This is a genomic window from Paenibacillus planticolens, assembly GCF_013141725.1.
Lineage (GTDB): Bacteria > Bacillota > Bacilli > Paenibacillales > NBRC-103111 > Paenibacillus_E > Paenibacillus_E planticolens.
The window spans coordinates 166889-193888 of the sequence record NZ_WHNZ01000039.1 but is presented as its reverse complement, the minus strand read 5'-3'; the positions used below and the strand labels follow the sequence as shown (position 1 = coordinate 193888).

General features: G+C 51.0%; 18 protein-coding genes and 1 riboswitch. Of the genes, 13 read left to right on the top strand and 5 right to left on the bottom strand.

Features of this window, described 5'->3' with window-relative positions:
* The 6 genes from GC097_RS17025 (at position 1) to GC097_RS17000 (ending at position 14928) form a co-directional block, all read left to right on the top strand.
* Positions 1-1803, top strand: coding sequence for a cache domain-containing sensor histidine kinase (locus GC097_RS17025; protein ID WP_171684491.1), 1803 nt, complete (start codon positions 1-3; stop codon positions 1801-1803).
* Positions 1796-3385 carry a response regulator gene (locus tag GC097_RS17020; protein WP_171684490.1) on the top strand — a complete coding sequence of 530 codons (1590 nt, stop codon included), beginning with the start codon at positions 1796-1798 and terminating at the stop codon, positions 3383-3385. The genes GC097_RS17025 and GC097_RS17020 overlap by 8 nt, the downstream gene beginning before the upstream one ends.
* Before the next feature lie 181 nt (positions 3386-3566).
* Positions 3567-9542 (top strand): pectate lyase-like domain-containing protein, encoded by a 5976-nt coding sequence (locus tag GC097_RS17015; protein ID WP_171684489.1) that lies wholly within the window; start codon positions 3567-3569, stop codon positions 9540-9542.
* A 98-nt stretch (positions 9543-9640) separates the two neighbouring features.
* Entirely contained in the window at positions 9641-12550 is a 2910-nt protein-coding gene (locus tag GC097_RS17010) for an S-layer homology domain-containing protein (RefSeq protein ID WP_171684488.1), read from the top strand.
* Positions 12551-12774: 224 nt separating this feature from the next.
* Positions 12775-13998, top strand: coding sequence for a multidrug effflux MFS transporter (locus GC097_RS17005; protein WP_171684487.1), 1224 nt, complete (start codon positions 12775-12777; stop codon positions 13996-13998).
* Between the two features lie 99 nt (positions 13999-14097).
* Complete coding sequence (locus GC097_RS17000; protein WP_171684486.1) at positions 14098-14928, top strand: hypothetical protein; 831 nt, start codon at positions 14098-14100, stop codon at positions 14926-14928.
* 337 nt (positions 14929-15265) lie between these two features.
* On the opposite strand, the gene GC097_RS16995 is transcribed toward GC097_RS17000, so the two are convergent.
* Both GC097_RS16995 and GC097_RS16990 read right to left on the bottom strand, forming a co-directional pair.
* Positions 15266-15877 carry a DedA family protein gene (locus GC097_RS16995; RefSeq protein ID WP_171684485.1) on the bottom strand — a complete coding sequence of 204 codons (612 nt, stop codon included), beginning with the start codon at positions 15875-15877 and terminating at the stop codon, positions 15266-15268.
* Positions 15878-15901: 24 nt separating this feature from the next.
* Entirely contained in the window at positions 15902-16840 is a 939-nt protein-coding gene (locus GC097_RS16990; protein ID WP_171684484.1) for a DNA-3-methyladenine glycosylase family protein, read from the bottom strand.
* A gap of 171 nt (positions 16841-17011) precedes the next feature.
* Between GC097_RS16990 and GC097_RS16985 the strand changes: the two genes are divergently transcribed.
* Genes GC097_RS16985 through GC097_RS16975 form a run of 3 tightly spaced genes read left to right on the top strand, consistent with a single transcriptional unit; the run spans position 17012 to position 18994 of the window.
* Entirely contained in the window at positions 17012-17554 is a 543-nt protein-coding gene (locus GC097_RS16985; RefSeq protein ID WP_171684483.1) for a bifunctional transcriptional activator/DNA repair enzyme AdaA, read from the top strand.
* Positions 17555-17574: 20 nt separating this feature from the next.
* Entirely contained in the window at positions 17575-18141 is a 567-nt protein-coding gene (locus GC097_RS16980; protein ID WP_312875684.1) for a methylated-DNA--[protein]-cysteine S-methyltransferase, read from the top strand.
* A 31-nt stretch (positions 18142-18172) separates the two neighbouring features.
* On the top strand, positions 18173-18994 hold the full coding sequence (locus tag GC097_RS16975; protein WP_171684482.1) for an SPL family radical SAM protein: 822 nt from the start codon (positions 18173-18175) through the stop codon (positions 18992-18994).
* Between the two features lie 3 nt (positions 18995-18997).
* On the opposite strand, the gene GC097_RS16970 is transcribed toward GC097_RS16975, so the two are convergent.
* Entirely contained in the window at positions 18998-19933 is a 936-nt protein-coding gene (locus tag GC097_RS16970; protein WP_171684481.1) for a helix-turn-helix domain-containing protein, read from the bottom strand.
* A gap of 209 nt (positions 19934-20142) precedes the next feature.
* Here GC097_RS16970 and GC097_RS16965 point away from each other — a divergent pair, with 209 nt between their 5' ends.
* A complete protein-coding gene (locus tag GC097_RS16965) occupies positions 20143-20880 on the top strand; it encodes a ThuA domain-containing protein (protein WP_171684480.1) in 738 nt (245 codons plus the stop codon).
* Positions 20881-20937: 57 nt separating this feature from the next.
* Here GC097_RS16965 and GC097_RS16960 read toward each other — a convergent pair whose 3' ends face one another.
* Entirely contained in the window at positions 20938-21837 is a 900-nt protein-coding gene (locus GC097_RS16960; RefSeq protein WP_171684479.1) for a LysR family transcriptional regulator, read from the bottom strand.
* Between the two features lie 200 nt (positions 21838-22037).
* Here GC097_RS16960 and GC097_RS16955 point away from each other — a divergent pair, with 200 nt between their 5' ends.
* Positions 22038-22781 (top strand): SDR family NAD(P)-dependent oxidoreductase, encoded by a 744-nt coding sequence (locus tag GC097_RS16955; protein ID WP_171684478.1) that lies wholly within the window; start codon positions 22038-22040, stop codon positions 22779-22781.
* Between the two features lie 42 nt (positions 22782-22823).
* Here GC097_RS16955 and GC097_RS16950 read toward each other — a convergent pair whose 3' ends face one another.
* Complete coding sequence (locus tag GC097_RS16950; RefSeq protein ID WP_171684477.1) at positions 22824-24272, bottom strand: aminotransferase-like domain-containing protein; 1449 nt, start codon at positions 24270-24272, stop codon at positions 22824-22826.
* A gap of 114 nt (positions 24273-24386) precedes the next feature.
* Between GC097_RS16950 and GC097_RS16945 the strand changes: the two genes are divergently transcribed.
* Both GC097_RS16945 and GC097_RS16940 read left to right on the top strand, forming a co-directional pair.
* Positions 24387-25292: a DMT family transporter gene (locus tag GC097_RS16945; protein ID WP_171684476.1), complete on the top strand. Its 906-nt coding sequence runs from the start codon at positions 24387-24389 to the stop codon at positions 25290-25292.
* Positions 25293-25385: 93 nt separating this feature from the next.
* A riboswitch (FMN riboswitch) is annotated at positions 25386-25534 on the top strand.
* Positions 25535-25720: 186 nt separating this feature from the next.
* The gene (locus GC097_RS16940; protein ID WP_312875687.1) at positions 25721-26626 is read left to right on the top strand and encodes a DMT family transporter; all 906 of its coding nucleotides are present in this window, start codon (positions 25721-25723) and stop codon (positions 26624-26626) included.
* Positions 26627-27000: the final 374 nt, after the last annotated feature.

The following is a 27000-nucleotide window of genomic DNA, read 5'->3' as shown; positions in this document are numbered from 1 at the left end:
ATGAGATGGCCTTCCTTTAGTTGGCGTCAGAAGCTGATCACCATCTCGTTGTTATGTCTGGTTATCCCTTCTATTCTTACGCTTGCGCTTACGGGGCTGTATACGAAAAATGAACTGACCACCAAAGCGTCCGTTAAAGCAGAGCAATCTCTGGAAGTGGCGGACCTGTATATTTCCAACATTGTCAGGGACATGCTGAACGCCTTTAACATGCTTCAATTTGACAGCGAATTCATTACGAATTTAAGGCTCGCATCGAACAGCTATGACAAGAGCAGCGGCAATCAGGTCGACTTTTTCGCCTATAAGCCCGTTGCCGAGAAGCTGGAGCAGCTCACCTTTTTTGGCGGGAAAACCTATGTAACGATTGTGCTGCCCAGTGGCTTGTATTTTTCCAACTATTCTACGTACCAGAACGATTTATCGTCGTTATACAAAGAGGCGTGGCTGCAGCAGATGGCGGGAGATCCGGTCAATACAACCAATTGGATCGGCGTTCAAAACAATTATGTTCGTTCTGATGCCGGGAGGTTTCCGAAGCTGATTACCGTTGTTCGTACGATTCGACTGTATGCCAACGCACCAAATGCCTACATCATTATCAGCAAGCCAGAGGAACAGATTCATGAAATCTTCAGCAAATATGCCGAGGATCAGACTATGATGCTGCTGGATGGGACGGGGACGATTGTCTCCCATGCCAATGTACAGATGATCGGCAGCAAGGTTCCGGCTTCGCTGCTTTCTTCCGGCTTGACGGAGAAATTGGATTGGAACGGCGGGGAGTACATTGCGTATAATCATTCCCTTTCTTTCGCCGAGTGGAGCTTGCAAAGCTTGACGCCGTACTCGGTTGTGACCGGCAATATTGGTAATTTTCTGAACGATATTTTTATCTTTCAAGCGTTGTTTTTTGTATTATTTTCTCTCGTCCTGATCTACCTATTGCGGCAGCTGACCAAGCCGATTGTGCAGTTGGTTAAGACAGCTTCGCGTGTTGAGCTCGGCAATCTGGATCAGCGTTCGCAGGTTACAGGACAGGATGAGATCGGACGTCTGGGTTCGTCATTTGACAGAATGCTGGACAAGATTGAGGATATGATCCGCCAAATTGAATGGGAGCAAGGGCGGAAGCGAATGGCGGAATTGGAAGCGCTTCAGGCGCAAATCAACCCCCACTTTCTATTTAATACCCTCAATTCCATTCGGCTTCAGGTCAGGATGAAGGGCGAGGTGGAAATCGCAGAAATTATTGGTTCTTTATCCACGGTTCTTCGGATGACGATTAATCGGAATAATGAATACATCACGCTGCACGAGGAATCGGGTACAATTGAACAGTATATGAAGCTTATGAATTTCCGGCATCTGGAGAATGTTCGGCTTGCCATCAGTCTGGCTTCGGATACATTGCTTGCGATGATTCCCCGTTTTACGCTGCAGCCGCTAATTGAAAATGCCTATCTCCATGGATTAAAGCAGAAACACGGGCTCATCTCTTTAAGCTCATGGAAGCAAGGACATTTGCTCTATATTCGCGTTGAAGATAACGGCATCGGGATAACGGAGGAACAATTGGTTCATGTCACGGCGATGCTCACGGAAACCGGTCAGCGGGGAGACGATAAGAGAGAGAGGTCATCCCGCATGAATGGCATCGGGTTAAGAAATGTGAATGAGCGTCTGCGCATCATCTATGGGGACGTCTATAACATGGAAATAGAAAGCTCGCCGGGTCAGGGATTCAGGCTGACACTCCGGCTGCCGATCACATTCCACAAGGAGGCAGATGAACATGCATAGCGTCTTGTTGGTTGATGACGATGTGGCGGTTTTGCAGTTTTTGCGAATGATGATAGCTTGGGAGGATCATCAGTTGCAGCTTGCAGGCACCTGCACAAACGCACAGGATGCTCTGCAAATTTGCCGGACGTCGATGCCGGATTTGATCGTAACCGATATTGGCATGCCGGGAATGGATGGCATCGAATTTATTCAAGCCGTCAAAGCCATCAGCCCGAGACCACGGTTTGTCATTTTATCGTGTCATGACGATTTTCGATACGCACAGAAGGCGGTTCAAATCGGTGTCGAGGACTATATTTTGAAGGAGACGCTGGAACCTCAGCATTTGATCGACCTTATTGCCAAAGCGAAGTCCAAAATGGAGAAAGAAGATGAACTGCAATTCGAAGTGCGCAATCTTCATCTGCAAGTGAACCGGAACAAGTCTGCGGCCAAGGAGAAATGGCTGCGCGACCTCCTCTCCACGCCTGTGTTAGAGGATCCTAGCTGGATCGAGCGTTTGGAAGACTTCGGTTTGAATCCTATTCTGCCGCATTTCATTCCGGTTGTGTGTCGATTGCATCGTTTCCGTCATGCACTGCATCGATACGAAAGTGAGGACACCGTCAAATTTATCGTAGAAAATGCGGTTGAAGAACTGTTGGAGTCCGAAAGAGATAAGGTAATTTTCAGTTACTCTGCCAAAGAGTTCTGTCTCTTGTTCAACATTCGGAAAGATTTGAGAATCAACCCTTTCGACCAGATAGCAGCACGGTGTAGAGATGTCCAGAACAAGCTGACTCAGGTTCTCAAGCTTCCTGTCTCCATGGTATTGGGGGAGATGGTCGGAGATCCATCCGGCATCAAGCGGCAGTATGGCCGATTGCTGCAAGATTCGGAGCGGTTGTTTTACGCCTGGGAGCCGGAATTTGTGAAAAGCAGCGAGAACAGCTACTCGTTAGCGCTGGAGAAAGATCCGCTTGCCCATTATTATGTGTACGCCGATCAATTAAATCGCTTTATGCTCGACGGGAATGCCGATCCTGCTACGGTTGTAGAGCCGTTTATTCAATTCATTTCAGAACATCGCTTCCCGCCCAAATCCGTTAAGCAATTCGTATTCAAGCTGGTACTGGATATGATGCTGAAGCTAAGGTTCAATCAGCAATATGCCAATGAGAAGCTGCAAAGAGATCTGGATCAGTTAGCCAGTATCGGCGAGCTTCAAGAATGGCTGACGGGTATTGTCAAAGATGCAGCCGAGCTGATGGAGCAAATTGCGAAGCAAAGCAAAAAAGTGGAGATCATTGACGCTCAAAAGTATATAAGGCGCCATTTGGGGCGGAAGATTACACTGGAGGAAGTGGCGGATCATTTACACTTGAATCCCAGTTATTTTAGCCGCTTATTTAAGAAAGAAACCGGGGAAACGTTCATCGAGTACGTGACGCGCGTCAAGATGGAGCGAGCCAAGGAAATTCTGAACGGGTCGGACAAAACACTGGAAACGGTCGCTCAGATGTTGGGCTACGAAAGCAAAGGGTATTTTGTCAAAGTGTTCAAGCAGCATTACGGTGTTGTACCGAGCCGATTTGTTTAAAAAATATGAAAGCGAAAGTCAGCTGCTCTGTCTCAGCTGGCTTTTTTTCGTTTACGTAAAAAGAAGTCAAATTATTGTTCAAAGTAGTAAAACTAGCATCTTCGTTCTCATCTATTCGAATGGTAGTATAGTCTGAAAGCACTACATTGTATCTAGACAACAAGACATTGGAGGGAAAAGCATGTTAAAAAGGAAACTGTCAGCCATGCTCGCAGGTGCACAGTTGCTGAGCCTGGTCATTGGCTCGTCCGGAGCTTGGGCAGCTGCGCCTGGCGACTCATCAGGCGGGGGTGCAGGAACGTCGGTCACTTCAGCGGTATACGCTGCAAACTCGACATCAAGCTCGATTACACTGGCATGGCCGGCTGTATCAGGAGCGACCGGATATAACATATACCGTTCTTTTAACGGCAATGGAACTTTTACGAAGGTCAACGGTGCCGCAATTGCCGCAACCACCTTTATGGATACGGGCTTAAGCGCCAACGTCCGATATTTCTATAAGGTGACTTCAATTAGCGGCGGTGTGGAATCGGATGTGGACCAGGCCTCGATTTTGACACAGCCCGATTTTGGTCCGAATGTTTATATCTTTGATTCTTCGACGCCTGCAGCGGATATTCAAACGACCAGTGATAACGTATTTACGATTCAGGAAAAAAATCAATTCGGTCAAGAGCGCTATGCGATGCTTTTCAAACAGGGCTCTTACACGACCAATATACGACTGGGCTTTTACACGCAAGTCGCCGGCCTGGGTTTGCTGCCGGATGATGTTAACCTTACCGGCGGCGTTTCTGTTGACGCCAACTGGCTTCCGCCTCACAACGCTACCCAGAACTTCTGGCGATCGGTTGAGAACTTTGCCGAGACGCCGTCCGGCGGAAACATGCTGTGGGCCGTTTCGCAAGCGGCTTCCATGAGGCGCATGCACATTAAGGGCAGCCTGACCCTTCACGATCAGGGCGGTTGGGCGAGCGGGGGATATTTGGCCGATTCCATGGTCGACGGCAGTGTCGTCCCCGGTTCGCAGCAGCAGTGGTTCTCCAGAAACAGCCAATGGGCAAGCTGGAACGGTTCGGTGTGGAACACAACGCTGCTGGGCAACGTCAATCCACCTGTAGAGAATTGGCCGACCAACGCGTATACCGTCATTAATCAAACGCCGATTGTTCGGGAAAAGCCTTTCTTGACCTGGGACCCGGCTGCCAACCAATACAACGTGTTTGTGCCTGACGTAAGGGCGAATGCCAACGGGACAAGCTGGGCAAGCGGGACGCCGGCGGGAACGTCGCTCTCCATCGAGAACTTCTTTATTGCAAATCCCGCAATGTCTGTCGACACGATCAATGCAGCCCTTGCGCAAGGTAAAAATCTGCTCCTTACACCAGGGGTCTATCATACGAGCAAGCCGATTCAAGTGACCAATCCTAACGCCGTCGTGCTCGGTTTGGGGCTTGCAACGCTTCATGCTGATAGCGGCAATGTTGCCTTGTCGGTAGCAGATGTAGACGGCGTGAAGATTGCCGGCCTTCTCTTCGAAGCCGGGGCGACGAACTCGCCCGTTCTCTTGCAGGTAGGACCGAAAGGCAGTGCAGCCAATCATGCAGCCAATCCTACTTCTCTGCAAGACTTGTATTTCAGAGTCGGCGGAGATGCGCTGGCCTTGGCGGATGTCTGTGTGGAGATTAACAGCAACAACGTCATCGGCGACCATTTCTGGGTCTGGCGGGCGGATCACGGAACCGGGGCCGGATGGGATTCGAATTTGACGACCAACGGGATGATTGTGAATGGTAATGATGTTATTTTTTACGGTTTGTTCGTTGAGCATTTCCATCAGTATCAGACTTTATGGAACGGCGAACGCGGAAAAATGTATTTCTACCAGACGGAAATCCCGTATGACGTTCCGAATCAGGAGCGGTGGATGAGCAGCAATGGAACAGTCAACGGGTATGCTTCTTATAAAGTGGCGGATACGGTGACTTCCCATCAGGCCTATGGCCTCGGACTGTATTCCTTCTTCCGGGATGCGGACGTTAAGCTGGAGCGCGCCATTGAGATTCCCGATGTGCCGGGAGTAACCATTCATCATGCTACGACTGTCTTTTTGGGCGGTATGGGGGAGATTACGCATATTGCCAATGCTGCGGGCACGCTCGTTAAGAAAGGCACAATGCGGACGACATTAAACGACTATACGCCGAGAACGACAACCGGCATTCAAGGTGCGGCCGTCGAGACCTTTGCAGGCAAAGCGCCTGCCTTGCCGGACACGGTCACGCAGTTCTTCTCCGACACATCGTCCAAGCTGGCGCATGTTACCTGGAATACGATAACGCCGATTCAATTTGCAGCTCCGGGAACGTTCACGGTTCAAGGCGTTGTGGATGGGACTACGGTACCGGCGCAGGCGACTGTTACGGTTTATCCTGCGCCGAACGTTGCGGTTACCGGAATTACGGTTGGAGGAGCTGGAAACATGGCAACGATAACCGCCAAGCGCGGTACGCTGCAAATGCTGGCAGCTGTATCTCCGGCGGGTGCCGACAATTCATCGGTCAACTGGGCGGTGTTCGATACGTATGGTCAACCGACGAGCAAGGCTTCAATCGATGCCAACGGCCTGCTAACCGCAGCCGAAAACGGCACGGTGAAAGTCGTCGCTTCGGCGAACGATCATAGTGGAGTCAAAGGTGAGGCACTGATTACCATTACCGGTCAGGTTGCCAAAGTTTCCGGCATTACCGTAACGGGAGCGGGAAATTCGTCGCTAATTGCGCTCAAGGGCGGCACCCTGCAGTTGAATGCTGCGATCGCGCCGGATAACGCGGACGATCCTTCAGTGACTTGGTCTGTCGTCAACCCGGACGATTCGGCGACGACAAATGCTAGCATCAGTGCTGCAGGGCTGCTTACTGCCAAGGGCGACGGCACTGTCAAAGTGGTTGCCAAAGCGAACGACGGCTCCAATGTTACCGGAAGCGCACTCGTCACTTTGGTTGGCCAAGCTGTTAACCTGGAAAGCAGATGGACCTGGGTCAGGGAGAGCGCGGGCTATTGGGCTCTTGATCCGAAGAATGCGAATGTGATGAAACTGTCGACACAGGAAGGCACCTGGGGCTCTTCAACCAATTATCCGAAGGGTGTTCTACTGACTAATCCTGGGACAGCAGGAGATTTCACGATTACCACGAAGCTTAAATTTGATGCCAGCAACAATTTTGAGTGGGCGGGGCTTATCGTTTACCAGGATGATAAAAATTTGATTTCCTTTGGACGTTCCGCTGTGAGCCAGCTTCGTTTCTCGCAGGTGAGCAACGGCACTCAGACGGATAAGAACATCGCGGATCCTATAACGAGCAGTGATATTTATTTGAAAATCCAGAAAGTCGGTACGACGTACACGGCCTACTATAGTGGAGACGGCCAGAATTGGACACAGCATGCGAATACTTTTACGATGTCCTTAACGAATGCAAAGGTCGGTATTTTCACAAGAAAACTGAATACCGCCATCGCTTCTAAAACTGCAGAATTTACTGACTTTAGAATTAATGGAACGGCCATTTCTTATTGGAATCCAGTTTCTTCTGTTAGTGTCGCTTCGGCAGGCGGGGTGACCGGGATTACGGCAAAAGGCGGTACGCTCCAATTGATGGCCGACGTACAGCCTGCGACTGCAGCGAATAAGACGGTTTTCTGGTCCGTCTATAACCCGGACGGAGCCCTTACCGCAAGGGCGACCATTGATGCCAACGGCTTGCTTGCTGCTCGAGGAAATGGACCGATTCAAGTCGTAGCCACGGCCACGGACGGTTCGGCGGCTCAAGGCAGCATGGCAATCCAAATCTCGGGGCAAACGCCGGTTTCCTCCATAGCCGTAACGGGTGCCGGAGGAAAAGCAACGATTAATACGAGGAGCGGAACGCTCCAAATGACGGCAGACGTAGCTCCACCGGATGCAGCTATCAAGACAGTAACTTGGTCGGTTTATAACCAGGATGGAACAGAAACCGATAAGGCGACCATCGACGCGAACGGTCTATTGACTGCAGTGAAGAATGGTCAAGTGAAGGTCGTTGCGACGGCGGACGACGGCAGCGGCGTGAAAGGCGAGGCCGTGATTACGATTAGCGGTCAGGTGCTGGTCAGCGGTATTGCAGTAAGCGGAGCTGGCGGATTGGCTGCGATTACGTCTAAAAATGGTACACTGCAAATGTTAGCGGAAGTAGTTCCGCCGGATGCCGATGCCAGAACGGTAACGTGGACAGTACTGAACGAGGATGGAACGGCAACCGATAAGGCGACCATCGACGCGAACGGTCTATTGACTGCAGTGAAGAATGGTCAAGTGAAAGTTGTTGCGACGGCGGACGACGGCAGCGGTGTGAAAGGCGAGGCCGTAATTACGATTAGCGGTCAGGTACTTGTCAGCGGTATTTCGGTAAGCGGAGCTGGCGGATTGGCTGCGATTACGTCTAAAAACGGCACACTGCAAATGTTAGCGGAAGTAGTTCCGCCGAATGCCGATACCAGAACGGTAACGTGGACAGTGCTGAACGAGGATGGAACGGCAACGGATAAGGCGACCATCGACGCGAACGGTCTATTGACTGCAGTGAAGAATGGTCAAGTGAAGGTCGTTGCGACGGCGGACGACGGCAGCGACGTGAAAGGCGAGGCCGTGATTACGATAAGCGGTCAGGTACTTGTCAACGGTGTTGCGGTAAGCGGAGCTGGCGGATTGGCTGCGATTACGTCTAAAAACGGCACACTGCAAATGTTAGCGGAAGTAGTTCCGCCGGATGCCGATGCCAGAACGGTAACGTGGACCGTGCTGAACGAGGATGGAACGGCAACGGATAAGGCGACTATCGACGCGAACGGTCTATTGACCGCAGTGAAGAATGGTCAAGTGAAGGTCGTTGCGACGGCGGATGACGGCAGCGGCGTGAAAGGCGAGGCCGTGATAACGATTAGCGGTCAGGATTCCGTGTCATCGCCGGATACACCAACGCCGAGTTCTTCATCGGATACATCGCCAGTCGTATCGACTCCTTCCGTGACACCTAGCCAGCTTGAGGTGCATGATGGTAAAGCGGTGGTTACGTTGACGAATGGAAGCAAGGAAGCGATATTAACGGTTCCATCATTGCAAACAGCAGGCGATCGTACGATAGAAGTGAGAGTCGGCGGAGTTGCCGTATCCATTCCTCCGGCGGTCATGCAACAATTGGTCGGCGAGGTTAACGGGGATGCAAAGCTGATTGTCAAAGTGCGAATTGATGCCGTACCGGCGGTTGATTCCAAATCAGGGAATGCTACTCTCAAATTTGGCGGTCAGGTCTATGATTTATCTTTGACTGTGACAAATGGCAGCGGCAAGGAAACGGAGCTCTCTTCGTTTAAGGAGCCGGTTCAAGTGGTGCTTCCTTATGGCAGCAGCCAGTTCGATGAAGACTTGATTGCTGCTTATCTCTATGATGAAACGGCACACAATTGGCAGTACATCGGCGGTCAAAAGGATGCGATCGGCAAAACCATTACTTTTGATGCTCCGCATTTCAGTAAATATGCCGTGATGGAATACAATAAAACGTTCAAAGATGTTCCGGAGAATCATTGGGTGTATCGCACGCTGCAAGTACTCTCCGCTCGGCAGATTGTATCGGGAGTGAACGATACCGAGTTTAAACCAGAGGGTACCACGACCCGTGCGGAGTTTGTGACTTTGCTTGTGAAGGCGCTTGGCCTCAAGGGAAGCAGCGCAGGGACGCAGTTTGCGGATGTTCAAGCAAATGATTGGTATGCTGTGGATATTAACACAGCTTACAATGCCGGACTTATCTCCGGTGTCTCCGCACATGAGTTTGCTCCGAATGCACCGATAACACGAGAGCAAATGGCAGCACTGATCGTTCGGGCTTACGAGCATGTTAAAGGGGTTAAAGGCGCATCTGCGGATCATGTGACTGTGCTGGCGGATAGCCGCCAAGTATCGCCATGGGCGACGGCGGATGTCAGTAAAGCAATCGAGCTTGGTTTGATGAAAGGTCAAGCGGAAGGCATTTTCGCAGCTCAATCCAATGCGGTTCGCGCTGAAACGGCTCAAGCGGTTCTAAATATGCTGAGTAAGATCAAAACTGACTGATCTGTCTAAGTAAGATTCTAATTAAACTTCATGGATTCAATGAAAAGCTCCTTCGTCGAAGGAGCTTTTCTACTCAGATAGGAACAGGAGAGGATACGATGATCATTCGAAAAACAATTTTTTCTCTACTATCAGCATGTACGTTGCTTGTATCGGTTGCTATCCCGGTTGCAGCAGCGGATCAGCCATCCTTAAACACGAAAACGGAAAATACAGATGTCGACCATCATTGGGCGAGTGTTCAACTAAAAAAGTGGATGGATCAAGATTTACTTTCCGGTTATGAAGATGGCACAATCCGGCCGGATCAAGCCATGACTCGTGCGGAGTTTATCGCCACGATAAACCGTATTTTCGGTTTTGCAGCTGTGAATAACGCCAGTTTTTCGGACGTGAAAAGGTCTGACTGGTATGCTGCGGATATAGCCAAGGCAAGCAAAGCGGGATATGCAAGCGGTTACCCAAACCAGACGTTTCTTCCTCTGGCACTGGTTACTCGACAAGATGCTTCCGTCATGCTGCAGCAAGTCTTCCATTTGCCGCTAACTCCCGATCCTCTCTCGCTTTCATTTCGTGATGCTGCCGACATTCAAAGCTATGCGGCATCGGCTGTCCAATCTCTCGCAGCAGCAGGATATTTGACCGGGTATCCAGACGGAACCTTTGAGCCGGAACGGCCTCTGTCGCGCGCGGAAGCTGTCGCTATCATGGATCGAATGGCTCCTAAAATGTTTACTGTGCCTGCAACGTATACGGGGGAACAGATACACGGCAACGCGGTTATTAACACACCAGGAGTCACTTTAACAGATATGCAAATCGACGGAAACTTATATTTGGCAGAAGGGATTGGAAGTGGCGACGCGGTTTTAAAAAATGTTGTCGTCAACGGAATAACGTACATCAGCGGCGGCGGCAGCCATAGTATTCATATGGAAGGTTCCCGACTGAATAAGGCAGTTCTTCGAAATGTTGATCGAAGTATTCGAGTTGTGCTCGACGGGGATATTAACGAATTCACGATCGAATCCCAGGCGATAGTGGAAATTAGCGATCATACGCGGATCGGCTATTTATCGGTTGCGGCTTCTGCGAATGGCACCACAGTCATCGGGGATGGAATCATAGAGAAACTTAAAACTGATGTTGATATGACGGTTAACGGCAAAGAGATCAAGCAGGGGGCAAGCATGCAGGTGACCGGCGGCAAAGTTAAGGGTAACACGCCTTCAGCCGGAGGGGAGGAACCGACTTCTCCTCTGGGTGGAGGAGGAGCATCGCAGCCTGGAGGAGTAACGGAGCCGACGCAGCCTGGAGGAGTAACGGAGCCGACGCAGCCTGGAGGAGTAACGGAGCCGACGCAGCCTGGGGGAGTAACGGAGCCGACGCAGCCTGGAGGGGGAACGGAGCCGACGCAGCCTGGGGGAGTAACGGAGCCGACGCAGCCTGGAGGAGTAACGGAGCCGACGCAGCCTGGAGGGGGGACGGAGCCGGTGCAGCCTGGGGGAGGGACGGAGCCGACGCAGCCTGGGGGAGGGACGGAGCCGACGCAGCCTGGAGGAGTAACGGAGCCGACGCAGCCTGGGGGAGTAACGGAGCCGACGCAGCCTGGAGGAGGAACAGAGCCGACGGAACCCGGTGGCAGCACGCAACCGCCGTCCAACGTTGATCCGAACTGGACGCTTGTCTGGGACGATGAATTTAACGGGGATGCTATAGACACCTATAAATGGAATTTTGTTGAGGGTGGAGGCGGGTATGGTAATAATGAGCTGCAATATTACACACAGCGACCCGAGAACGTACGAGTTGAGAACGGCAGTCTTGTATTGCAAGCACGTCCCGAGAACTATAAGGGAAGTTCGTATACTTCAGCCAAACTGACCACGAAGGGAAAAGGGGATTGGACGTATGGTCGTTATGAAATCAGGGCAAAACTGCCGTCAGGCAAAGGGATGTGGCCCGCGATTTGGATGATGCCATCTAAAAGCGATTTTGGCGGCTGGCCTGCAAGCGGTGAAATTGACATTATGGAGTTGCTTGGTCATGAGCCGAATAAAATCTATGGGACTATTCATTATGGGAATCCCTATGATCATACAGGTGGGAATTATACGCTGGAGAACAGGGCCTTCTCTGATGACTTTCATACCTACAGCATAGAATGGAAGCCCGGCCAAATTCAATGGTTCGTAGATGGTATCCTCTATTCCACCAAGAATGACTGGTACAGCAGAAGCACGAATCAGACGGCGGACAATCCTTATCCAGCGCCATTTGATCGTGATTTCTATCTCCAATTAAATCTGGCCGTTGGCGGCAATTGGCCGGGAAATCCGGACGCAACGACGGATTGGACAGTCCCGAAGCAAATGGCAGTGGATTATGTTCGGGTGTATACGTATAACGGACAGTACCCGGATCCCGGTCCGCGTCCAGGTAAAAATTTAGCCGCCGGTTGGTCCTGGGTAAGAGAAAACGGAGCCAATTGGTATGTGGACGGGAATCCGAAGCAGATGAATATAACTACGCAAGACGGCAGCTTTACGAATACACAAACCTCGTTGCCGGGGAATATGCTTGTAAGAGATCCGGGCACGACCGATTTTGCCTTTTCCGCAAAAGTGAAGTTTAATGCTTCGGCTAATTTCGAGTATGCAGGTTTAATTGTGTACCAGGATGACAAAAATTATATTTCGCTTGGGCGATGCTTTTCCGGAGCTAACCAAATTCGCTTTACCAAGGGGCAGGCCGGCACTGCAACAGATAAGAATTATACGGATTCCGTTTTTCCGCAGGAGATTTATTTGAAAATCGAAAAGACAAGCAATAATATGTACAACGGTTATTACAGCCAAGATGGCGTAACCTGGATAAAAACGACAGATTCTTTCAGTTTGCCTTTAACTAACCCTCGAATTGGACTGTTTACCCGAAAATTAGGTCCCGCAGCCAAGTCAGCGGTATTTTCGGATTTTTCACTAAACGGAGAAGCAGTTTCGTATTAACAATCTCACGTTATACGTTCTTTGTAGATCGTCAGAGCTGCATCGTCAAGAGTTAATGGAAAATATTTACAATAGTTCAGAGTGCAAAATGATCACTAAAAAATGACGTGCCAATTTGCACGTCATTTTTTAGTTCCCAGGGGGATTTCACCCCTCCATCACTAGACAAAATCCAGTCACAGTGGTAGCTTAAATTAACTACTAAAGGAAAGTTTGTGATCAAGATGTCCAACCAAACGACTTCCCAAGCCGGCCTCTCCACTGGGCGCAGCAGCCGCCTGTGGATGGTGCTCGTGCTCGGTTCACTGGCGTCCTTCGGGCCGCTCTCGCTGGATATGTACTTGCCGGCGCTGCCTGATTTGGCCGGCGATCTCAACACCAGCACCTCGCTGGCCCAAATGAGCCTAACCGCCTGCATGATCGGCATGTCGATCGGCCAGCTCATAGCCGGGGCGGCGAGCGATGTGCGCGGAAGACGAATGCCGCTGCTGATCGGACTCATCGTATATGCGGTCTCGTCCGTTCTATGCATGTTCGCGCCATCCATCGGGGTATTGCTCGGTCTGCGATTCCTTCAAGGCTTGGCAGGAGCGGCGGGGATCGTAATCTCCCGAGCGATTGTTCGGGATATGTATGAAGGCGTGGAGCTGACGAAATTTTTTGCGATGCTCATGCTAGTCAACGGGGCTGCGCCTATTCTTGCGCCGATTGCAGGGGGGCAGATTTTGCAGTTCACTTCATGGCGCGGGGTGTTCCTTGTACTTGGCGTTATCGGCGTGGTCATGCTTGTTGCCGCCACATGGGGCCTGAAGGAGACGCATCCGCTTGAGCGCCGCTCGAAGGGCGGCCTCACCAACACCCTGCGAACGTTCCGCGGTCTTCTCACTGACCGCCTGTTTATGGGCTATGCGCTGACGCAAGGACTTGTCTTTGCCGGCATGTTCGCCTACATCTCCGGTTCACCGTTTGTACTGCAGGAGATTTACGGTGTTTCCCCGCAAATGTTCAGCGTGTGCTTCGCGGTGAACGGACTGGGCGTCATCATTGCCGGTCAAGTGACGGGCAGGCTTGCAGGCAAAGTGAGCGACCATCGCTTGCTGGCCGGGGGGCTGGCCATGGCTGCTTTTGGCGGCCTGCTGCTGCTCATTGCCGTTCTCACCGGGGCGGGGCTTCCGGCAATTCTCGTTGCATTTTTCTTTATTGTTTCCAGCGTGGGACCCGTCTCTGTCGCCACTTCCTCGCTCGCGCTGCAGAGTCAAGGGAAAACGGCTGGGAGCGCAGCAGCACTGCTTGGCCTGCTTTCTTTTATCATCGGAGGCGTCATTGCTCCCTTTGTTGGTCTTGGCGGCAGTCACACCGCAGTTCCGTTAGGTATCATTATTGTTTTGATGGAGATTGGGGCAATTCTATGTTTCATAGGAATGACAAAGGGCAGAAAATCGGCGTAAACTTTCTTGCTGAATGACGGGCAGCTTCAAATTTTTTTCACAATTTCCCTGTATACTGAAGCCAAATAGACCATTTCATGAAAAAGGTGGAGTTACAGGATGAAGCTTATTCACAAGAAAATGCTGGTCGGTACGCTTGCAGCAGGATTGCTCATTAGCGGTGGGCTTGTGCTTCAGCATAACCAAGTATTCGCGGATGAAACAAGTACGGCAACGCCTGCACCTCAGAAGGATAAATTCAAGGATAACCAGCATAGAGATTTCCGCGGTCAAAAGAACCAGGGACACGGACCGGCCAAAGGCGGTTTTGGATTCGCCCAAGGAAGCCCCATCGATTTCGCTGCCGTTCTAGGCATTGATCAATCTGTGTTGAAAGAAGAGATCAAGCAAGGCAAAACGCTCGTACAAATCGCCCAGGATAAAGCGAATCTAACGGAAGATGAGCTCCTGGCCAAACTAACCGAAGCCGAGACGAAGAAAATTGACGACGCGCTCGCCGCTGGGAAAATCAAACAGGAGCAAGCCGACAAAATGAAATCGACGCTGGCAGATCGTTTGAAGAAAATTATCCAGTCCAAACCGCGTACGATGAATTTCAAAGGCGTTCCAGCACCGGGACGGAGCGGAGGTATGATGCCTGGCGGCATGTTCGGCAATTCCGCTGAAATCGCCTCGATCCTCGGGATCACGGAAAACGAGCTGAACACAGAGCGCAAATCGGGCAAGTCTCTTGCCGAGATCGCCCAAGATAAAGGTATCACCGAGGATCAGTTGATCGCCAAGCTGAAAGATCAATTAACCGATGAGCTGAAAAGCTTCGTTGAACGCAAAGGCGGTGTACCCCCGATGAAACCGGAGCATAACAGCTCTAAGTACAATGGAAATCCGGTTCATCCGGCAGCGCCAGCACCAACGGCAGCACCGCAATAACGAAATAAAGGTTGCTTCTTTCGATCTCTGAGACCGAAGGGGCAACCTTTTTTGTATGAGAGGGATGGGGGAGGGCTCGGCTTGTGAGTACGTCTGCTGTTCAGGGGAAATAAGAGTCCCCAAAGGCTGCTATTCTAGCTAATTAGATCATTTCTGCAGAAATAAAAGTCCTTACAGACTCTTATATGGATAAATTCACCTGCAATTGAGGGTTTCTGAGCAAATAAGAGTCCATAGGGACTGCTATTTTGGTTATTTCCCCAATTTCGAGGGGGATAAGAGTCTTTAGAGACCCCTATCAGAGGGGCTTTGACTTGGTTCTGCCAGTTCAGCGCCATCAAATCCCCGTTTTTAAGCGGTTCCGCCACTTAAACAAAATGATCCCCGCCAGCAGAGCGCACAAGCCGACCATGGCATAAATCAAAAACTGCTCCACCCACATGAAAACCGCATGCCACTGATCGCCGAACAGGTAGCCGATTCCAAAAAAGACGACGACCCATAAGGCCGAGCCAGTGAAAGCATAAACCGCAAAAATGCGGTATGGAATGCGAATGATCCCAACAAAGTAGAAAATAAACTGCCTGATGCCGGGCAGGAAAAAGCTGAAAAGCAGCAATTTGTTGCCATACTTCTCATAATAGTTCCGTGTCTTCTCCAAATGGCCGGGCTTCAGAAACAGATACTTGCCAAAACGCTCAATAATCGGCGTTCCCAGCTTATATCCGATCCAATACGTGATCGTCATGCCGATCATCGACCCTACCCAAGCGGCAGCCATCGCCGGCAGCCACTTCAGCACGCCTTTATACGATAAATATCCCGTATAGGTCATGGTCGTATTCCCGGGAGGGATCGGCAGCGCGATAACGTCCAAAGGCAGGCCGAGCAGCAGGACCAAGTATCCGTATTGAGCAAATAAATGTTCGATTAACCCTAGAAATTTCACGGTGAATTCGCTCCTTCATATGCGCTAGTAGAGGACACGCCATAAATAAAAAGTAGCATAGGCTTCCCAGCCTTTCCAGCCCTCAGCGAGCTGGCGAATGTGGGGAAGTGACGGCTTCTGTTCCAAGCCAAGCACATGCTTCAGCGCGTTGTGCAAGCCAACGTCAGCGATCGGGAAAGCGGCAGCGTTGCGCAAGCAGCGCATGAGCACATAATTGGCCGTCCAGGGACCTATGCCGCGGATGCTAAGTAGCTCTTTTTCAATATCAGCAAAATCGCTGCTCCGCAGCAGCTCTTCCTTGACGAGCCGCCCCTCTGCCATCATTTGGGCAACACCGATTAAGTACTCGGCCTTTTTACCCGTGAATTGCAAGGCCGTCAAAGCCTCCGTTGAAAGTCCGGCAATCCGCTCAGGCGACGGGAACGCCCAGTATGTTCGTCCATGCAGGTCCAACTGCGTGCCGAAGGCTTCGACAAGACGTCTTTTGAGCGTATAGGCAAAAGTCAGATTGATCTGCTGTCCGATAATGCCCCAGCTCATCGCCTCGAAAAGATCGGGAATGCCCAGCAAGCGCAGTCCGTAGAAGTCCTGGGTGACTTGGCGCAGCAAAGGATCGTGCCCGGCAAGCTCGTAGAACGGCGCAAGGTCCGTACCAAGATCAAACCATTCCCACACATAATGGGCGATGTTTTCAAGAAGGGCCGGAGAGATGGCGGCGTCCGTGGACAGGATGCGAATGCGCAGATCCAAGTTATCCTCACTGTTGACAGCGATAAGCACGCGGTTATCCCCAATGAGAAGCAGCTTATAAATATCAGGGTTATCCACATAGAATAGGCACTCATTGGTGGAGCGCGTCAGGTATCCAAGATTTTGCTCGTATTGAAAAGGTTCGGGCAGCGGCAGCGTAAGAGAGCTTGTCTGCTCGTGCCATTTTAGAAGCGAAGGGTCAAAAGAGGGCATAGTCGGTTCTCCTGTAATCAGTTGATGGAATTTCGGAATCTCGGGATTTCTTCTATTATCGCGGAAAGCGGCTTTCGTAATCTTGCTTTCTCATCTCGCCTCCCTTACAAGAGGAGACCCGTTTGGGTATACTGAGCTAGAAGAGAAACGGCGCTGAGAGGAGCAATCGTCATGCAAGACAGATATTGGCAAGCCATTGTGGCGAATGATGCCGCTTATGATGGGATGTTTTATTATGCGGTCACGACAACCGGCATCTTCTGCAGACCTTCCTGCAAATCGAGGCTGCCGAAGCGGGAACATGTTCGGATCTTTAGAGAGCGGCAGGAAGCGGCCGCCGAGAACTTCCGTCCCTGCAAAAGATGCAGGCCGGACGGCATCCGGCTGCCGGATGAAGAGTGGATCGAGCTCATAGCCGGCCATATGGATGAATATTATGCCGAGCCGCTAACACTTTCGGTTCTGGCTGAGCAGTTTTATGCCAGCGTATATCATTTGCAAAGAACTTTCAAACGGATGAAGGGCGTGACGCCGCTCACGTACCTTCAACAGATACGGATTGAAGCCGCAAAGCGGCTGTTAATAGAAACGGATATGCCTGTCAATGCAGTAGGTGCCCAGGTGGGCATTGCGAATGCAGCACATTTTGCCACGTTGTTTCAGAAAAAGACGGGTTTCACTCCATCAGAGTTCCGTCAAAGTTCCACCATCTAACCATAACCGAGGAGGGTTCCATGATGCAAACGCAAGGAGCAAGGCTAGCCGTTAAGCCCATTTATTGGGGAGTCGCCCGTTTGTTGGATAGCGAATTTTTGATCGCGGCAACGGATAAGGGTCTCATCTATTTGCAATATCAGGAGGGAGATGCGGAGCAAGACACAGTTGACGAAGTAGCGTGGTCCGAACTGACCAACTGGGCGCGAAAGCATTTCCCCGATTACAGATGGACAGAGGATAAGGCTATGTTAGAGCCTTATGTGCAGCAGCTCGAAGAGTATCTGCGCGGCTTGCGCAAGACCTTTACGCTGCCTTTGGATCTGCGCGGCACTGGGTTTCAACAAAACGTGTGGCGTGCATTGCACGAAATTCCGCATGGCGAAACAGTTAGCTATTCACAGATCGCTCGGAAGCTGGATAAAACAAGCGCTGTTAGAGCTGTCGGCACAGCGATTGGCGCTAACCCGGTCCTCATCGTGGTGCCATGTCATCGCGTCGTTGGGAAGAATGGCGCTTTAACCGGCTATCGCGGCGGATTGCCGAATAAGGAGAAGCTGTTGGGTTTGGAGAAAGCGGGCCTGTGAGAGCGCGGGAAACGGAACGGAGGGGACACGTATGCAGATCGAAGTTAATCATAAATCAGCGAAGCAATTGCTCACCAAAGCCAGCGGCTTCTTGGAAGGATATTCGCATACGCTGAATCCTTACACCGGCTGCGCTTTTGCGTGCTCTTACTGCTACGTTAGACAGATGCCGGTGGCGCTGTTCCGCAGTGAGGCTTGGGGCTCTTGGGTCGATGTGAAGGAAAATGCCGCGGCCCTTCTGGAGAAAGAACTGGCCAAGGCGAAGCGCCAAGGCCGGGTTACGATCTTCATGTCCTCGGCGACGGACCCGTACCAGCCGAGCGAGCATAAGGAGCGGATCACCCGCTCGCTCCTGGAGGTGATGTCCGTGCAGCCGCCGGACTTCTTGTTTCTGCAGACCCGCAGCCCGCTGGTGAAGCGGGACGCGGACCTTCTGGAGCTGCTCGGCGACCGCGTGCGAGTCAGCATGACCGTGGAGACGGACCGTGAGGAGGTCCGCCGGGCTTTCACCCCGTCCGCGCCGCCGATACCGGCGCGATTACAAGCACTCCGCGAGCTGACGGCCCGCGGCATTCCCGTGCAGGCCACGATAGCGCCGGCGCTGCCGAGCTCGGAGCAATTCGCCGAGCAGCTCGCGGGCATCGTGGAGCGGGTGTGCATCGACGATTACTTCATGGGCGATGGCAGTGGAGGCAGGCGCACGGCCCGCATCGGCGTGCGCGCGATCTATGACGCGCTGGAGCTTTCGGACTGGTACAGTCCGGATGCGTACAAGCGCGTGCACGAACAGCTCCTGCGGCATTTCCCGCAGGAGCGTGTGTTTGTCAGCCAGCAAGGCTTCTTGCCTGGCTGACGTTTAATCCGCTTGCGCCAGCAGGGGGGTGCCCCCCGCTTGACTGCGCATGCGCTGTTTGAACTCTTTGGGCGAGCATTGATTATGCCGCTTAAACAGCTTGTAGAACTGCGCCATATTGAGGATGCCGACCTCAAAGCTCACTTCCATCATGCTGAGGTCGCCGGTTAACAGAAGCCGCTCGGCTTTTTTGATCCGCTTGTAATTCACGTAATCCACGAAGGATATCCCCATCGCTTTTTTGAAATACTTAATAAAGTAATGATAGCTTAAATTAAGCAGGGAGCAGACGTCTTCAACCGTTATCCGTTCGCTGAGATGCTCGTCGATATAATCGAGCGCCGGGCGCAAGCGGGCTATACCTGAATCCTCGGCATGCGCAGACAGATCACGGTTGTCATTGCGCAGCAGCAGGAGCAAGAGATTTTTGATCGCCGCGCTAATCGCCAGTTCGTAGCCAATCTGACGGGATAGCGACTCTTCGTAAATCTGTAGAATGAGGCTATAGGCGGTCTGCTTCACAGCCGGGTTGCTCCGAAACAGCTCATTAAACTGATCGAGCGGATACGTCAGCTCCGAGAAGGTGTGCAGGTAAGGCATCGTACTCAGGTCAAAATGCTGCTTGAGATCGATTTGGAAAACGATTTGACGCAAGGAATCCGCCGAGTATTTGTATGTCCGGTGGGGCTGAGAGGAACCTAAGACCATCACATCTCCAGCCGATAACACCGTATGTTCATGCTTGGTTTGAATGGCGAGCAAGCCTTCCGTGACGACAAGGAATTCAACCTGCCGATGCGAATGCCAGCGCCAGGGGGCAGGAGGACCGAATAGCGCAGAGTCAGAGCTTAACTCCCATATTTTTAGAAAGAGAAGCGGATTCTGATAAATGACTTCTTCATTCACAATGTCAGTGAAAGAGCTGTGTAAAGGTTCCATGGATTCGTATACCTCTCTATGGGGAAAGACATTTTTGAATATGTAAATCATCGCTAAAAGGTAAGGTTTATCAATAAAAGTATAGCATTGTTTACAAGCAAATGACACTATTGAATAATAAATAGGCACAATCTTGCCTTTCATTCCGGGAAGGGACGGACTATACTCAACAGTATGAATGAATACGCTATCTTGGAGGGAATAAGAAGATGAGTCAGAAGCTAAGAGTTACGGTTTGGAACGAGTATCGTCATGAAAAAGAAAGTGAAATCGTACGCACCGCATATCCGGACGGGATTCACACAGCCATAGGCGAAGGCATTACCGGCAATGTTGAAATCACGTATGCGACGCTGGATGATGCAGAGCACGGTTTGACGGAAGAAGTTTTGAATAATACCGATGTTCTGATTTGGTGGGGACATAAAGCGCACGACGAAGTACAGGACGAAATCGTAGATCGCGTTCAAAAGCGCGTATGGCAGGGCATGGGGCTGATCGTACTTCATTCCGGTCACTTCTCCAAAGTGTTCAAGAAGCTGATGGGCACATCCTGTGACCTCAAATGGCGTGAAGCTGACGAAAAAGAACGCCTCTGGGTCGTTGCGCCCGGCCATCCGATCGTAGAAGGCATTGGAGAGTACATCGACCTTGAAGCTGAGGAAATGTACGGCGAGCACTTCGATATCCCGCAGCCGGATGAGCTGATCATGGTTTCCTGGTTCGAGGGCGGCGAAGTATTCCGCAGCGGTTGTACGTTCAATCGCGGTAACGGGAAGATTTTCTACTTCCGTCCAGGTCACGAGACATACCGTACCTACTACAACGAGCAAATCCGCCGCGTGATCTCCAATGCGGTTCAGTGGGCTGCTCCATCTACTCGTGAGTATCCGAAATACGGCAATCATAAACCACTTGAAGAAATTAAAGCGAAGGTTAAAGCTTAATATGAAGAGGCTGTCCCGGAAGGTCTTTCCTGACCCGCCTGGAATGGCCTCTTTTTTTCAGCTCTCAAACTGCATTTTTAATCGACGGATAAAATGTTTCACGATCTTGGAACCGCTCTTGTTGGGGTGCTGCACCCAGCCAAGCGGAACTAATGAATTGGTGGGGGTATCGATGGCGAGCAGTTTGAATTCTTTGTACAAAAGGCTGTCGGCATGGTTAAAGGTATAATCCAGCCCGAGTGTAAGAGCGAGTTCCTCGCGCAGAGCGCCTTTGATCGCCTCTTGATTATTGGATGTAAACATGACATTAAAAGGACCGTATCGTGATGCCAGATGATCAACGAACCAAAGAATATAGTCTTCTTTATAAAGGACGAGCGGATAGCGCCGGAGGTCTTCGGGGGTGATTGAGTCGCGCAAGGCTAACGCACTATTTCGGCTGACGCAGCATTGCAGTTTTGCTTCGATAACTTTAGCGAAGTTTAGTTCGCCTATACTGGGCTGCAGGTCCTCGTACAGAATGATGAGGCCCAGATCGATTTTATGATGATGAATATCGTTCAGGATGTCTTGAGAGCTTTGTTCGGAAATCTCGACTTGGATGTTTGGATAATCTTTTTTGAAGGCAGCGATTGTTTTGACTAGTAAGGACATGGGCCCGGGAATGGTTGCCAGCCGTAATTCGCCGCTAAGCGAATGGGTATAACTTTGGGCTTCTTCTTTCAGCTCGTTGATTTTATCCATAATCTCGGAGGCGATTCGGATTAGATGTATGCCTTCGGGCGTAGGCACCGTGCCGTTTCTGGAACGAGTGAACAGCTTGACTCCAAGCTCCGCTTCCAGATGAGAGATGGACTGGCTGATGGTGGGTAGGGTGACATGCATATTTTGGGAGGCAGCCGATATGGAATGCACTTTTGCTACCTCGATGACATAACGCAGTTGATCGACATTCATCCGGGCAAATTCCTTCATTTATTTTTAACAAGCCCTAATAAACCCTTAATTTAATGTTACTCCAAGCAGCGTTATACTTAATCTTGTCACCAAGACAATCGATAAGCGGCGTGCATGGCAGATAAGTTTAAAAGGCAATGAAATATCGCACGTTAAGGAGACACGCCTGATATTTATTATGAGATAAGGAAGGTGCTTATATGCGATTTCAAAATAAAGTCGTTGTCGTAACCGGCGGTGCAAGCGGGATTGGAGAAGAATCTGTGCGCTTATTTGCAGAGGAAGGCGCTAAAGTGGTTATCGCCGATTTCTCTGACCGCGGCGCGGCTGTTTCGCAGGAGTTGAACGGGCAAGGGAAGGATACCTTGTTTGTAAAAACAGACGTTACCAAAGAAGCGGATGTACAAGCTATGGTCGCGTCGACGGTTCAAAAGTATGGCAAGTTGGACATTTTATTCGCGAATGCGGGTATTGCTAACGATGCGCCGGCTCATAAGCTTTCCTTCGAACAGTGGCAAAAGACGATCGACATCAATTTAAATGGCGTCTTCCTCTGTGACAAATATGCCATCGAACAAATGCTGGCGCAGGGTACCGGCGGGGCGATTGTGAATTGCGGATCGATTCACAGCCACGTTGGCAAGAGCGGCGTAACCGCCTATGCTTCCGCCAAAGGGGGCGTCAAGCTGTTAACGCAAAGCCTCGGGATCACCTATGCCAAAGAAGGCATCCGCGTCAATGCCATATGTCCGGGATATATCGACACCCCGCTGATTAAGGGGAGAGATGAAGCGATTACGGAGCATCTGGTCAGCTTGCATCCGATGGGCCGGCTTGGCAAGCCGGAGGAAGTTGCGAAAGCCGTTCTCTTTCTTGCCAGCGAAGAGGCTTCTTTTATTACAGGTACGAGTCTTCTGGTCGACGGCGGCTATACAGCTCAATAAAAAAGTGAAAACCGCTTCAGGATGTATTTCCTGGCGGTTTTTTTATTGCGGCTGCGGCCCATAACGCCCGGCTATATCGACAAGCCGCCTAACGCCATCCCGCAAATGTTCCTCATTCACGAAGGAATAGCTCAAACGGATCCATGATTGCATCTCCTTGAGCGGGTCGCAGATCACACCAGGAACGAAGGAGACAGAGTGCCGGAGGCATTCCTCCAAAAGCCGGTCGACCGGAATGAAGTCCGGGAGCCGGAGCCATAGATTGAAGCCGCCTTGGGGACTGATCCAATGCCATCCGGTAGAGGCTAATTCCTCTTCGACGATTTCTTTTCTAATTTGCAGGGCGATGCGCAGCTTCTCCAAATGCTGCTGGATCCGGGCGGATTCGAAGTAATGCAGGAACATTTTTTGGTTAACCAGCGGTGTGCCGTTGTCTGCCAAGGATTTGGCCGTAATGAGCGGCTTGATGACGGACGGTCCCCCCATGACGGCGCAAATGCGCAGTCCGGGCGCGACGTATTTACTAAAGCTGCGGAGATAGACGACCCAGCCTTCGGTATCGTAAGTCAACATCGGCTGAGGAGGCGGTTGATCCAAGTACATCTCGTGGATCGCATCATCTTCAATCAGCAAGCAGCGGTACCGTTCAGCCAGTTCAACCAGCAGCTTGCGCTGCGCCGCGGGGACGGTATACCCTGTCGGGTTATGAAACGTAGGATTCATATAAAATATTCGCGGCTTATGCTTCTGCATAAGCTTCTCAACAGCCGCCAAGTCATAGCCGTTCGGGGTGATCTCGACAGGCACAAGCCTCGCCCCTTGCTGGCGGAAAATATCGAGTGCGGCACTATATGTCGGCCGCTCAACCAAGACCGGATCCATAGGCCGGATATAGATTCTTGAGATTAAGTCAATCGCCTGCTGGCCGCCGGTCGTAATCAGAATATCGCTGACAGTCAGCCGGAGATGATGATGCCGAACCATGTAACGGCACAAGTATTCCCGAAGCTCTTCATCCCCTTGGGCGCTGGAGTAGGTGCCCATGAGCTTCGGATAGATGTCGAAAACCTGCTTCACATGCTCGGACAGAAAAAGATTCGGCAGCAAGTTAGGATCGATCAAGGCTTGCGAAAATTGATATTTGACAGGGATCTGTTGAATTTCTGACAATGCGTTTTTTAAGACGCTGGACGCTGTGAGTGAACGAGGGCTTTCCTCATGCTCGTTAAGGGCTTGCTCCTCCGATTTGCAGGGACTTACGTAATAACCGGATTTCTCCTTCACGTAGGCTCTCTCATTCTGTTTCAGCAGCTGGTAAGCACGAAAAACAGTCAGCCTGTGCACCTGAAGCTCTTGGGCAAGAAGCCGGATGGAGGGGAGCTTGTCATGTGCTTGCCACTCGCCGCGATCCATGCGGGTAACGATATACTCATAAGCCTGTCTGAACAGCAGGTTAGCTTTTGTTCCGCCGGATGACTTCGCATGCTTCATCAGATCCTCCCCTTTCTAACGCTATTATAAAGCAATCATTGGAAATCTGTTCTGCTATCATGCATCTGTTCTGTCGCTTACCTTGTATGATACATACCAAGAGGGGGAACAGTCATGATTATTTTTAATTATTTGCTTGTATGTCTTATTTTTGGCACGACTTTTTTGGCGATTAAGGTAGGGGTAGACGCTTCTGCGCCGCCTTTTTTCTCGGCGGGTTTGAGATTTTTCATAGCAGGTCTGATTTTGTTCGGTTGGTTGATGTGGAAGAAAAAAGCTTCGTTAGCCCTGTTATTCCGCAAAGAAATGCTGCTTACAGGGATCGGCTTGACGTTCGGAACGTTCTCCACCTTGTACTGGGCAGAGCAGTATGTATCTTCTGGAATAGCCGCCGTTTTGTCGGCCACAGGGCCGATTATGATTCTCATGCTGCAAACTTTCGTGCTGCGGATGAAAACGACGGCGCTCTCCGTATTCGGCTGCATCCTCGGCTTCGCAGGCATCGTTATCCTGCTGCTTCCGCAGCTTGCTGTATCCGGGAATATCGCTTGGGTGATCGGCTGCGCGGCGATTTTGGTCGGCGAGCTGTGCTATTGCTGCGGCGCCTTGTACTCCAAACGCGTCATTCAGCAATTCCCCGAGGCATCGCCAATCGCGCTGAATGCGGCACAGATGATTTGCGGAGGCTTGCTGCTGTTGATTTTGTCATTTTTCACAGAACATGTGGACGTTCAAAGCCTATTCTCTCCAAAAGCGGCCGGCTCCTTGCTTTATTTAATCGTGATCGGTTCAATGGTGGGACACAGTCTGTTCTATTGGTTAGTAGCTAAAACAAATCCGGTCTTTCCGGCAACATGGCTGTATATATCTCCGCTGATTGCCTTGGCCGTCGGGGTCGTTTTTTACGGAGAGACCATCACTTGGGTAACGGCTGCAGGTGTGGTGATCGTTATTACAGGAACGGTTTGTGCAAATTTGCACAGCTTGAAACAGTTGATGCAGAGACGGAAAGCGGTGTAGGCGGCAGTACATTTTTCAAAATGCTATCGGTTTCAGGTTGAAAAATGTATTGCCAGTCAAACTGTAACATGATAAGATACACTTCAATAGAAGTTGAACCTTCGGGGCAGGGTGTAATTCCCTACCGGCGGTGAGGATACGTGCGTTGTATCTCAAGCCCGCGACTCCCGGCCTGTTAGGCTGGGACTGACTTGGTGGAATTCCAAGGCCGACGGTTAAAGTCCGGATGGGAGAAGGTGAATAACAGCTTGTCAAAAACTTATGTTTTTGGCAGGTCTGTTTGTCAATGCCCCCGCTGATCGACAAGCGGGGGCATTGTCTCTTTTCAGAGGGTTCAATTCAAAATTCCTTAGGAGGTTTTTGAATTGGAAAATGCATTTAAGTTTGGAGCCAAGCGTGCGAGTGTAACTTCAACACGCTGGAGCGGGATCAGCGGGATTTGGTATGTGGCGCTTGGAGCTACGCTCTGGGGTCTCGATCCGCTCTTTCGGATCTTGTTGTTGAAAAGCTTTACCTCGGCGCAAATCGTGTTTATCGAGCATTTGGTTCTTGCCTGTTATGCGGTGCCGGCACTGGTGAAGTACCGCAAAACCTTAGCCGGTAAGCTGACGCTTGCGGTCATTGGCGCTTTGCTGTTCATCTCATGGGGCGGATCGGCGATCGCTACGATTTTGTTCACGGCTGCGTTCGCGCACGGCAATGCAAACGCGATCCTGCTTCTGCAGAAATTGCAGCCTTTATTCGCGATCATTTTGGCCCGCGTGATGCTCAAAGAGACGCTGCCTTCCAAATTTTTTGCCTATATTGCAGTGGCGCTTCTTGGCACGTACCTGCTGACCTTCGGCTTCTCGTCGCCAGAAATGGGCCTTAAGGATCTAGGCACCGTCAGCTGTCTTTTCTCCATATTGGCTGCGGGCCTATGGGGCGGCTCGACGGTCATGGGCAAGTTCCTGCTGCAGAAAAAATTGGATTTCCCCATCGTCACATCGCTGCGCTTCCTGCTCGCCATTCCTTTGTTGACCGTTGTGCTTCTGGCGAGCGGAGATGTCTGGCACGTGACCGGAACGGGAGGCGGACTGACGCTTATCGCGGTGAACTTGCTGTTCCAGGCGTTTTTCCCGGGCTTGCTCTCTATGCTCTTGTATTATAAGGGGTTGTCCTCGACCAAGGCGTTCTTCGCAACGCTTGCGGAACTCGCTTTCCCGGCTGTTGGCGTCTTCATGAACTGGCTTGTCTTCGGGCAAAAGCTAACCGTAGGCCAGCTTGCCGGCTTCATCCTGATTTGGCTCACCCTGTGGGCGATGGGCCGTAACCAGAGAAGGGCAGCGGCTTGATGTAGGTGAAACGGACAGGGCTGTACGGCTCCAAAACCGAGCTTTTCGAAGAAGGCGCGGTAAGCTAAGAGGAAAATCTCCCACTAAATTGCTCGAATGATGACCTTGCAGGGAATTTGAAGGAAAACCTCCCGTTAATTTGACTGGATTTAGTGAATTCTCACGAAATCGGTGCAAATAGAGGGAGGTTTTCCAGCTAAATGGATCTGACAGGTTTCTGCAGTCAATTTAGAGGGATTTTTTTCCTTTATTTTGACCGCAGAAGCATAACTGCACAAAAGGCTGTCCCACAAAGTCATGGAAATGACTCGTCTATGGGACAGCCTCTTGGTGCGCTGGGGGCGGTGCATCAACGATCGCTTGATCATAGGGGA

Coding starts and splice junctions, on each gene's coding strand:
- GC097_RS16980 (WP_312875684.1), top strand. CDS start 17,575: ATGATGCAAACGCAAGGAGCAAGGCTAGCCGTTAAGCCCATTTATTGG.
- GC097_RS17015 (WP_171684489.1), top strand. CDS start 3,567: ATGTTAAAAAGGAAACTGTCAGCCATGCTCGCAGGTGCACAGTTGCTG.
- GC097_RS16960 (WP_171684479.1), bottom strand. CDS start 21,837: ATGAATGTCGATCAACTGCGTTATGTCATCGAGGTAGCAAAAGTGCAT.
- GC097_RS17025 (WP_171684491.1), top strand. CDS start 1: ATGAGATGGCCTTCCTTTAGTTGGCGTCAGAAGCTGATCACCATCTCG.
- GC097_RS17000 (WP_171684486.1), top strand. CDS start 14,098: ATGAAGCTTATTCACAAGAAAATGCTGGTCGGTACGCTTGCAGCAGGA.
- GC097_RS16990 (WP_171684484.1), bottom strand. CDS start 16,840: ATGCCCTCTTTTGACCCTTCGCTTCTAAAATGGCACGAGCAGACAAGC.
- GC097_RS16950 (WP_171684477.1), bottom strand. CDS start 24,272: ATGAAGCATGCGAAGTCATCCGGCGGAACAAAAGCTAACCTGCTGTTC.
- GC097_RS16985 (WP_171684483.1), top strand. CDS start 17,012: ATGCAAGACAGATATTGGCAAGCCATTGTGGCGAATGATGCCGCTTAT.
- GC097_RS17020 (WP_171684490.1), top strand. CDS start 1,796: ATGCATAGCGTCTTGTTGGTTGATGACGATGTGGCGGTTTTGCAGTTT.
- GC097_RS16945 (WP_171684476.1), top strand. CDS start 24,387: ATGATTATTTTTAATTATTTGCTTGTATGTCTTATTTTTGGCACGACT.
- GC097_RS16975 (WP_171684482.1), top strand. CDS start 18,173: ATGCAGATCGAAGTTAATCATAAATCAGCGAAGCAATTGCTCACCAAA.
- GC097_RS17010 (WP_171684488.1), top strand. CDS start 9,641: ATGATCATTCGAAAAACAATTTTTTCTCTACTATCAGCATGTACGTTG.
- GC097_RS17005 (WP_171684487.1), top strand. CDS start 12,775: ATGTCCAACCAAACGACTTCCCAAGCCGGCCTCTCCACTGGGCGCAGC.
- GC097_RS16955 (WP_171684478.1), top strand. CDS start 22,038: ATGCGATTTCAAAATAAAGTCGTTGTCGTAACCGGCGGTGCAAGCGGG.
- GC097_RS16965 (WP_171684480.1), top strand. CDS start 20,143: ATGAGTCAGAAGCTAAGAGTTACGGTTTGGAACGAGTATCGTCATGAA.
- GC097_RS16970 (WP_171684481.1), bottom strand. CDS start 19,933: ATGGAACCTTTACACAGCTCTTTCACTGACATTGTGAATGAAGAAGTC.